Origin of the sequence: Amycolatopsis coloradensis (assembly GCF_037997115.1) — a bacterium.
GTDB classification, from domain to species: Bacteria; Actinomycetota; Actinomycetes; order Mycobacteriales; family Pseudonocardiaceae; genus Amycolatopsis; species Amycolatopsis coloradensis_A.
Window position 1 is genome coordinate 5,716,787 of the sequence record NZ_CP150484.1, and the last position, 8,308, is coordinate 5,725,094.

The 8,308-nt window shown below is 67.7% G+C and carries 7 protein-coding genes; 5 read left to right on the plus strand and 2 right to left on the minus strand.

Features of this window, described 5'->3' with window-relative positions; all coding sequences use genetic code 11:
* Window positions 1-11: 11 nt before the first annotated feature.
* The gene (locus tag LCL61_RS26805) at window positions 12-956 is read right to left on the minus strand and encodes an alpha/beta hydrolase (RefSeq protein ID WP_340682278.1); all 945 of its coding nucleotides are present in this window, start codon (window positions 954-956) and stop codon (window positions 12-14) included.
* Entirely contained in the window at window positions 953-1,939 is a 987-nt protein-coding gene (locus LCL61_RS26810; RefSeq protein WP_340682279.1) for a methyltransferase family protein, read from the minus strand. The genes LCL61_RS26805 and LCL61_RS26810 overlap by 4 nt, the downstream gene beginning before the upstream one ends.
* A gap of 234 nt (window positions 1,940-2,173) precedes the next feature.
* On the opposite strand from LCL61_RS26810, the gene LCL61_RS26815 reads away from it, so the two are divergent.
* From LCL61_RS26815 to LCL61_RS26835, 5 genes are all read left to right on the plus strand, one after another.
* Window positions 2,174-3,934: an ABC transporter ATP-binding protein gene (locus LCL61_RS26815; RefSeq protein ID WP_340682280.1), complete on the plus strand. Its 1,761-nt coding sequence runs from the start codon at window positions 2,174-2,176 to the stop codon at window positions 3,932-3,934.
* Window positions 3,931-5,511, plus strand: coding sequence for an ABC transporter substrate-binding protein (locus LCL61_RS26820; RefSeq protein ID WP_340682281.1), 1,581 nt, complete (start codon window positions 3,931-3,933; stop codon window positions 5,509-5,511). Before LCL61_RS26815 ends, LCL61_RS26820 begins: the two co-directional genes overlap by 4 nt.
* On the plus strand, window positions 5,508-6,452 hold the full coding sequence (locus LCL61_RS26825) for an ABC transporter permease (RefSeq protein WP_073842625.1): 945 nt from the start codon (window positions 5,508-5,510) through the stop codon (window positions 6,450-6,452). Before LCL61_RS26820 ends, LCL61_RS26825 begins: the two co-directional genes overlap by 4 nt.
* Window positions 6,449-7,369 carry an ABC transporter permease gene (locus LCL61_RS26830; protein ID WP_340682282.1) on the plus strand — a complete coding sequence of 307 codons (921 nt, stop codon included), beginning with the start codon at window positions 6,449-6,451 and terminating at the stop codon, window positions 7,367-7,369. Before LCL61_RS26825 ends, LCL61_RS26830 begins: the two co-directional genes overlap by 4 nt.
* A 75-nt stretch (window positions 7,370-7,444) precedes the next feature.
* The gene (locus LCL61_RS26835; RefSeq protein WP_340688686.1) at window positions 7,445-8,098 is read left to right on the plus strand and encodes an alpha/beta fold hydrolase; all 654 of its coding nucleotides are present in this window, start codon (window positions 7,445-7,447) and stop codon (window positions 8,096-8,098) included.
* Window positions 8,099-8,308: the final 210 nt, after the last annotated feature.

Consider the following 8,308-nt stretch of genomic DNA (forward strand, 5'->3'; position numbering starts at 1 on the left):
AACTACCGCATTCAGAGGACGAAATGCGGTGGGTCGAACACCCGCGTCAGGAAGCTCGCCACGTGCCGATGGGAGCGCGGCGAGGCCGGGAGATCCGTGTGAAGCCCATAGAACCCATGGATCTGCCCCGAGTACCGCGTCATTTCGACATGGGTGCCCGCGTCGGTCAGCCGCCGCGCGAACTCTTCCCCTTCGTCCCGCAGTACGTCGTACTCGGCCGTGAGCACCAGCGCCGGCGGCAGACCGGTCAGGTCGTCGGCGCGCAGCGGCAGCAGGTACGGGTCGTTCAGCTGCGCCGGATCCGACACGTACTGCTCGAAGAAGAACCGCATGGCCCCGGCGGTCATACCGAAGCCCTCGGCGAAGTCCACATAGGACCGGAATCCGTCGTCCGGATGGCCGTACACCGGGCAGATCAGCACCTGCGCGGCCAACGGCGGGCCGCCGCGGTCACGGGACATCATCGAGACCACCGTCGACAGGTTGCCGCCCGCGCTTTCACCTCCGACCGCGATCCGCGTCCCGTCGACCGGAGGTCCCGCGCCGCCCGCGGCGAGCCATTCGACGACGGCGTAGCAGTCGTCCGGGGCCGCCGGGTACGGATGCTCGGGCGCGAGCCGGTAGTCGACCGCGACGACGGCGACCTTCGCCGCGTTGCACACCGCCCGCGACGCGACCTCGTTCTCGTCGATCGAGCCGATCGTCCACCCGCCGCCGTGGATCCAGACGAACGCGGGCACCGGCGCGGCGACATCCGGCAGGTAGACCCGCACCCGCACACCGGACGGCAGGACGTGGTCGGTCACCGAGGCGACCTCTTCGACCGAGTCGGGGCGCCGCCACGAAGCGGCGAAGGCGGCACGCAACTCGGGAGCCGTCATGGGCCCGGTCGGCGCCTCCTCCGGAGCGCTACGGGCCAGCAGTTCCTTGACCGCGGGATCGAGGGTCACGGTCACACCGCTTCCGCGACGAGCACCCGCGGGCTGCCCGGCAGCGCGAGCCGGTCGGTGACCCGCCAGCCCGCCTCGTCCAGCCAGCCACGGACTTCGGCCTCCGGATAGACGACCGTCCCGTCGATCACCAGGTACTCCCCCGCGTGCAGCGCGTCGATCGGCCGCTGGACGGTGTCGTCGTCGAGGAAGAAGTCGAGCAGCAGCAACGTGGCTCCCGGCGCGGCGGCGGCGCGGGCGTTGCGCAGGATCCCCGCGTTCTGCTTCGCGTCGAACCGGTGGACGACGTGGTTGACCATCACCAGGTCGAACTCGCCTTCGGGCCGCGCGGTGGGCGTCTCCGCCCCGACGACGGTCGTGCGGTCCGCGAGCCCCGCCTCGGCGGCCGCGGTGGTGACCGACTCGGCGAAGCCGGGATCGAAGACGAACGTCGTGTGCAGTTCGTCGTTGGCCTTCATGGCTTCGACAGCGAACGCGCTGGAGAGCCCGCCGAGGTCCAGCGCCTTTCGATGGGAGCCGAAATCGTAGGCGACGGCCAGCATCTTGGCGTGCAGGGCGTTATACGTCATGACGCCCGCCATGAAGGTGCCCCAGCGCGCGTCGTCCATCTCGAGCTTCCCGGGCTCACCGCTGTCGGCCGTGTGACCGAAGTGCAGCCAATGCGGGTAGCTGATCGAGTCGAGGAACGTCAAGAACGGCGCCAGATCGAGGTCTCCGCCGCCGAGGTAAGCCGCGGCGTCGGCGGTCAGGTCGTACCGTCCGTCCACACGGGACAGCAGACCGAGCGATGACATGGCGTCACCGAGGATGCGGGTGATCTTCTCCGGTTTGCCGGTCTTCTCCGCCAGTTCCGCGGCCGTCAGCGGCCCGCCGGTGAGCGCGGTGAACAGGCCGATCCGGCTCGCCGCGAAGAGTTGCTTGGCCGCCATGTACCCCACGGCGATGTCCACGATCCGCTCGGGACCGGCAGTCTTGGTCGACCCGCTCACGGGTGCCCTCCTTAGCTCGTTTCCGCCGAGAGTCTACAGTCGTAGACAAAAGAATCCAGTGCAAGTTTTCGCCCACCACCAGGAAAAACCCGCCGGATATCAACTTCCTACATTCGTAGAATATACCCATTGACAGCGCACCCGCCCAGTGTCAACATGCGTAGAACTACCCCCGCCGGAGGCCCGTTCCCCGGCAGTGCGGTCCGCTTCGGGCGGGCTCGGGAAAGGGGATTCATGACCCTGCTCGAATTACGAGAACTCACCGTCGGCGTCATCGCCGACGAAACCGAACGCGAACTGGTACGCGAACTTTCGTTCGACCTCGACCAAGGCCGGACACTCTGCGTGGTCGGTGAATCCGGCAGCGGTAAAACGGTGACGGCCTTGTCGATCATCCGGTTGCTGGAATTCGTCGCGCCGGTGTTCACCCGCGGTGAGATCGCCGTCGACGGCGTGGACGTCACGCGGCTCTCCGCCGACGAGATGCGCGCGTACCGCGGCCCGCGGATCGGCATGATCTTCCAGGAGGCACTGGATTCACTCAACCCGAGTCAGCGCGTCGGCAAACAGCTGATCGAAGCCTACCGGAAGCCCGGTTCCCTGCCACGCCAGGCCGCACGCAAGGGCACGCCACTGCATCGCGAGGCCGAGGCGAAGGCTCGCGGCCTGCTGAAGGAGGTCGGCCTCGCCGACACCGACCGGGTGCTTTCCCTGTACCCGCACCAGATGTCGGGCGGTATGCAGCAACGCGTGATGATCGCGCTGGCGCTGATGGCCGATCCGAGCCTGCTGATCGCCGACGAGCCGACCACCGCGCTGGACGTCACCACGCAGGCGGAGATCCTCACCCTGTTCGACCGGGTCCGCCGCGACCACGGCACGGCGTGCGTCTTCATCACGCACGACATGGGCGTGGCCGCGCAGGTGGCGGACCGGATCGCGGTGATGTACCGCGGCGAGCTGGTCGAGCTGGGGTCCACAGAGGACATCCTGCACTCGCCGAAACATCCCTACACCAAGGCGTTGCTCGGCTGCGTTCCACAACTCGGGGTCAGCAGGCGCGACGGCTTCCCCACCATCTCCGAAGCCCTGCTCGAAGCCGCGATGAACGGCGAATCGGCGGTCGCGACCGAAACCAGGTCGTTGAGCCGCGCGAAAACCGGAGACACCGGCGAGGGCACCGTGCTCGTCATCGATTCGGTGTCCAAAGTGTACGGACGACGCGGCCGGTTCTCGCTGAGCCGCGAACCCGAGGTGCACGCGGTCAAGGACGTCTCGCTGGAGATCGCGGCCGGCGAGTTCTTCGGCCTGGTCGGGGAATCCGGTTCGGGCAAGACCACGCTCGGCCGTCTGGTGAGCGCGCTGGAGCCACCGACGTCGGGCACCATCGCCTTCGGAGAGCACCGGTGCACGCCGTCCGGTCTCGAAGGCGACGAGCGCGCGTTCCGCCGCCGCGCGCAGCTCATCTTCCAAGACCCGCAGAGCTCGCTCGATCCCCGGCACACCGCAGCCCGGATCATCGCCGAACCACTGCGGGAACTCACCGGCCTCCGCGGTGCCGAACTCGACCGCCGCGTCACGGAACTGATCGACGAGGTCGGTCTCCCCTCCGACACCGCGAAGAAGCTGCCGTCGCAGCTCTCCGGCGGGCAGCGGCAGCGCGTCTCCATCGCGCGCGCGATCGCGGCCGAACCCGACCTCATCGTCGCCGACGAGCCCACCTCCGCGCTCGACGTCTCGGTGCAGGGCCAGGTCATGAACCTGCTGCTGGAACTGGGGCGCACCCGCGCGCTCAGCTTCCTGTTCATCACGCACAACCTCAGCCTGGTGCTGTCGGTCGCCGACCGCGTCGGCGTGATGTACCGGGGCGAACTGATCGAAATCGGCGAACCGGACGAGATCCGGCTCCACGCCCGGCACGAGTACACCCGCCGTCTCCTCGCGGCGAATCCCGAACTGCCCGCCCACCCCCACACTGGAGTGCGGAACCCATGAGACGAACCCTGACCAAGGCCGCGCTCGGCCTGGCGACCGTCCTGCTGCTCAGCTCGTGCATGGGAGGCCAGGCGGGTGGTGGGGCCGCCGACGGGCCGCCGAAGCCCGGCGGCAACCTGAACGTCGCCGTGCCCACGGATCCGCAGTCACTCGACATGGTCGCGAATCCCGGCCAGGTGACCGCGCATATCGGCAACATGATGTACGAGAAGCTGTTCGAGGTGGACCGCGGTTTCACCGCCCGGCCCATGCTGGTCGAGGACTACACCACGAGCCCGGACAGGCTCACCTACACCTTCAAGCTCCGCCAGGGCGTCACCTTCCACGACGGCAACCCGCTGACGTCCGAGGACGTCGTCGCGAGCCTGAAGCGGTGGCAGCAGGTGCACCGCACCGGCCAGCTGGTCACGCCGGACATCGACGCGATCACGCCGACCGATCCGGCGACGGTGACCATCAAGCTCAAGAAGCCGCGTTACCCGCTGATCAACGAACTCGCCGGCGCGGGCACGGAGATCTACGAGGCGAAGAACCTCACCGGTGTCGCGCCGACCGGGTTCGCCCAGGACAAGGCGATCGGGACCGGGCCGTACAAGCTCAAGAGCTGGGACATCGGCCGCGAACTGGTGCTGGAGCGGTACTCCGGCTACAAGTCCCGGGCCGAAGAGGACTGGGGCGGACAGGCGGGCGCCAAGCACGCGTACCTGGACACCGTGACCTACAAGGTCGTCTCCGACCAGGACGCGCTGATCAACGGCCTCCAGACCGGCCAGTGGGACCACATCATGCCCACGAACGACCAATACGAGCCGCTGCGCAACAACCCGGCCGTTGTCGTGCACAACCTGCCCGGCGGCAACGACAACGTGGTGATCCCGAACTTCAACACCGGTTCGAAGTTCGCCGATCCCCGCGCCCGCGAGGCGCTGAACCTGCTGCTCGACAAGCCCGCGATCAACGCGGCCACCGGCGGCAGCAAGGACCTCACCATCGAGACCGGGGCCTTCGCCTCGCCGGACAACAAGCAGTTCTACTCCACCGCGGGTGAAGAGGTCTACAAGGCCCACGACCCGGAGAAGGCAAAGCGGCTGCTGGCCGAGGTCGGCATCACCGCCGGCGCCACGATCCGGATCGTCACCACCAACTCGTATCCGGAGTTCGGCAAGTGGGCCGTGCTGATCCAGGACAGCCTGTCGAAGATCGGCATCAACACCAAGATCGACACCTTCGACTTCGCCACCATGCTCGGCACGCTGACGAAGGAACCGGGCGGCTGGGACATCACCACGCTGTTCTTCGACTCGGCACTGACCTCGCCCGCGCAGATGCCCGCGCTCACCCTGGGCACGCTGAACGGTTCGTCTTCGCCCGAACTGGACGGCCTCATGGCCGAGTTCAACGCCTCGACGACACCCGAGCAGGCGAAAGCGGTGGTGGACAAGCTTCAGGCGTTCACCTGGAAGCAACTGTCGGTGATCACCCTGAGCCAGTCGAAGCTGTACGCGGCCTACTCCCCCAAGCTCAAGGGCTACGGCGACTTCTACCGGGTCTTCTGGAACACCTGGCTGGCGTCATGACCGGTCTGCTGCTGCGCAGGCTGCGCGATCTGGTGATCATCCTGGTGATCGTCGGGACGATGATGTTCTTCGTCATCCGGCTGATCCCCGGTGACCCGGCGCAGGCCATCCTCGGCCCGACCGCGCGACCGTCCGATGTGGACGCCCTGCGGGAGAGCATGGGGCTGAACGGGACACTTTGGGAGCAGTACTTCAGCTGGGCCGGGAACGTCCTGCACGGCGACTTCGGCACGTCGATCACCTACCACGCGCCGGTACTCGGCGTGGTCGCCGACCACATCCTGCCGACGCTGACCCTCGCCGTGTTGTCGACGGTGATCAGCTTCTTCCTCTCGGTCGCGATCACCTCGTGGCAGGCGGTGTCGCCGCGCAATCCGGTGGCCCGCGCACTGGACCGGCTGTCCGCGCTCGGGATGGCGATGCCGGACTTCTGGATCTCGCTGATGCTCGTGCTGGTGTTCTCGGTGACGCTGCGCTGGTTCCCCTCCAGCGGCTACGAGAACCTGTTCACCGACCCGGCGACGGCCGTGCCGGCACTGGTGCTGCCGCTGACCGTGCTGGTCATCGGGCAGACCGCGTTGTTCGTGCTCACCCTGCGCGAAAGCCTGCTCGGTGAGCTGCCGTTGGCGTATCTGCGCACCGCGCGGGTGAAGGGGCTGTCGGAGCGGCAGGTCATGACCAAGCACGTCCTGCCGAACGCGCTGATGCCACTGATCACCCAGCTGGGCAGCAACTTCGCCATGCTGGTCGGCGGCATCGTGATCATCGAGTCCATCTTCGTCGTGCCGGGGCTGGGCCATCTGCTGATGGGCGCGGTGTCCACTCGCGACTTCCCGCTGATCCAGGGTGTGACGCTGTTCGTCGCGGTGCTGTTCGTGCTGGTCAACCTGCTGGTGGACCTGTCGTACGCGCTGCTCGACCCGAAGGTGCGTGTCTCGTGAGCGTGGCTCTTGTGGAAAAGACGTCGCCGGTGCGCGAGAAGCCGTCGCCCGGCCGCGCGGCCAAGGTGTTCCGGCGCAACCGGATGCTGGTGATCACCACGGCCATCCTGGCGGTGATCGTCCTGGCCGTGATCGTGCTGCCGTTCTTCCTGCCGAGCGTCAGCGCGACCGATCCGGTCAACCGGCTGCTGCCACCGTCGGCGGCGCATCCCCTGGGCACGGACTCGTTCGGCCGGGACGTGCTCGCCCGCCTGGTCTCCGGCGGGCGGGCGTCGCTCGGGCTGTCCGCGCTGATCACCCTGTGCGCGGCCTTCACCGGCCTGGTGATCGGGCTGATCAGCGGGTTCTTCCGGGCGGCCGACGCGGTGCTGATGCGGGTGATGGACGCCTGGATGTCGTTCCCGGCGATCATCCTCGCGATGGCGCTGGCGATCTCGCTCGGCGCGAGCATCTGGACCGAGCTGATCGCGCTGACCGTGATCTTCACGCCGTTCACCGCCAGGGTCATCCGCAGCCGGGTGCTCGGCATCGCCGGTCGCGCCTACATCGGCGCCGCCCGGGTTTCGGGGATGAGCCGGTGGAAGATCCTCGTCGTGCACGTGTTCCCGAACGTGCTGCCGCTCGCGCTGGTCCAGGTCGTGATCCTGTCCGCGGCGGCCATGCTCGTGGACGGGGCGATGAGTTTCCTCGGTCTCGGTATCGCTCCCCCGACCCCGACCTGGGGCAACATGATCGCCGAAGGGCGGTCGTACCTGGTGCAGGCGCCCTGGCTGGTGATCGTCCCCGGCGTGACGATCATGGTGTGCGTGTTCCTGCTGAACCTCATCGGGTCGTCGCTGCGGATCGCCGTCGACGCCCGCGCACGGACGTTGAGCGAAATGCAGCGCCTGCGCACCCGCCGCCCCTCCGGCAGCTGAGAAAGGATCCAATTGTCTGCCACCACTTCCCTGGCCGTGCGCCGATTCGCTCCCGAAACCGTCTCGGGACCGCCCGTGCTGCTGGTGCACGGATTCGCCTCCGACGGGCACACCGACTGGATCACCACCGGGTGGCCGGCCGCGCTCACCGCCGCGGGACGCGAGGTGCTCGTACCCGACCTTCCCGCGCACGGCTCCAGCCCGGCACCCTCGGGATCGCTGGGTGCCGTCGCGATCACTTCGGAACTCACCCGGCTGATCGCGAGACTGTCCGAAGTGGACGTTGTCGGCTATTCACTGGGTGCGCGGCTGGCCTGGGAACTGCCCGCACAGGCTCCCGTCCGGCGGCTCGTGCTAGCCGGCGTGAGCCCTTTCGAGCCCTTCGGCGCCGTCGATGTCGCGGCCGCGCTGGCTTTCGCCGGTGGCGGCAAGGCTCCGTCGGATCCGCTGACGGGGATGATCGCTCAGATGATCACCGCGCCGGGGCGGAATCCGGCCGCGCTCGTGCGGTGCATCGAAGACCTGCGGGCGGAGCCTTTCGCCCCGGTTTCCGGTGCTGTCTCCGTACCCACCCGCTTTGTGGCGGGCGTGGAGGATCCGGTGAGCCAGGGCATCGAGACGTTGGTGGAGCTGGTGCCGGGGGCGGATCTCGTGCGGGTGCCCGGGGATCATGGTGGGGCGCTGCGGAGCGCGGAGTTCAAGGCGGCCGTGCTGGAATTCCTGGGCTGAGGTCTCCCGCTCTCCGCGTGTGTCAGGAAGGCGGCTCCGGAAGCCACGCTTCTCGAGGCTCGACCGATGCCATGAAGGGGTCCTTCCTTGCAAATTCTGCAAGGAAGGACCCTTTCATATCGCTCTCGCCCGGCTCACGCCACCGAGGTTCGGGTCCGGCGCTCTCACTACTGCGATGAAGGACGCTTTCATAGCAAATTCTGCTATGAA